The organism is Thauera phenylacetica B4P (genome assembly GCF_000310225.1).
Lineage (GTDB): Bacteria > Pseudomonadota > Gammaproteobacteria > Burkholderiales > Rhodocyclaceae > Thauera > Thauera phenylacetica.
Genome location: NZ_AMXF01000467.1, coordinates 1 through 1,270 on the forward strand (window position 1 = coordinate 1; position 1,270 = coordinate 1,270).

Annotated in this window: 1 pseudogene; it reads right to left on the reverse strand. The window is 76.8% G+C overall.

From position 1 onward, the window contains the following. Positions 1-1,270: pseudogene (locus C667_RS23070) on the reverse strand (Hsp70 family protein); the annotation flags it as partial.

The following is a 1,270-nucleotide window of genomic DNA, read 5'->3' on the forward strand; positions in this document are numbered from 1 at the left end:
GCGCGAGCCGTCGCCGGTGAGGCGGGCGAGCTGGGCGGCGGCGAATGGGGCGGGCTCGACCGCCTTCCAGTCGAGCGCGAGCACGGCCTGCAGCCACTCGGCGGCGGTCTCCGGCGGCACCACGGTGTGCGCGCTGCCGTACAGCGACTCGCGCGCGCCGACGCGGCCGAGTGCCCACCAGGTGTGCGCCTTCTCGGCGGGGCGGTAGAGGCGCTCGAGCAGCCACTTGCCGACCTCGATGCGGTGCATCGCCGGCACGCGCTCGAGCGCGGCGGCCAGGCGCACCATGTCGTCGTAGCTGCCCTGCACCGGATCGCCGCGGCGGCGGGCGGCGTCGGTGTCCTCCAGGTGCCCGGCCAGCACCTCCAGGACCTGCAGCTGGCGGGCCTCGTCGAGGCCGCCGGCGCAGCGCCGCCACAGCGTCCACCACTCGCTCCAGTTGTTGCCCTCGCGCACGTACTGCAGGCCCTGGCCGAACAGCGCCCACAGCTGGTCGATGCGCCAGTCGTCGAGCGCCGCGCCGAGGCCGGGGCGCAGGCAGTAGCCGGCGAGGTTGAGCCACACGCGCTCGTGCTCGGCCGAGCGCCGGCGCCGGCGCGCGCGCTCGAGCAGGGCGTCGAAGAGCCCGCGCAGCAGCGTCATGTCCCAGTCGTCGCGGCGCCCGAGCACGCGCTCGAGGCGGGCGCGCAGCTGGCGCACCGCCTTGGCGTCGAGCTCGCGCGCCTGCCCGCCGAAGACCTCGTCGATGAGGGCGACGGCCTGGGCGAGGCGCGGATGGGCGCCGGCCGCGGCCTCGCTGGCGGGCGCGTCGGCCTCGGCGCGCACCTGGAAGGCGAGCTGCCAGCGCTGCATGTCGTCGATCGCCACGCACTGCATCTCCAGCGTGCCGACCTCGGTCAGGCTGGCGACCAGGCGCACGGCGACGTTCTCGCGGCGGCCGGCGGCGGTGGCGGGAAGGCGGGCGGCGAGCGGGGGCAGGTGGATGAAGTCGTCGGCGCCGAGCTCGACCAGCTCGCCCGCCTGCCACGCGCTGTCGCTGGTGGAGGAGACGAGGTGGAAGCGCACCGCCTGGCCGAGGCGCAGCGCGAAGCGGCGCTCGGGGAGTGCGACCTCGGTGCCGGATTCGGTGCCGCGTGGCAGCACGCAGATCGCGCGCGTGGCCTCGCCGCCCTCCTCCAGCACCAGGAAGTAGCTGCGCGCCGAGCCGCCGCCGATGCCCGGGCCCAGGCCGGTGCGCGCCGCGCGCACGAGCGCGAAGGCCACCGCGCCG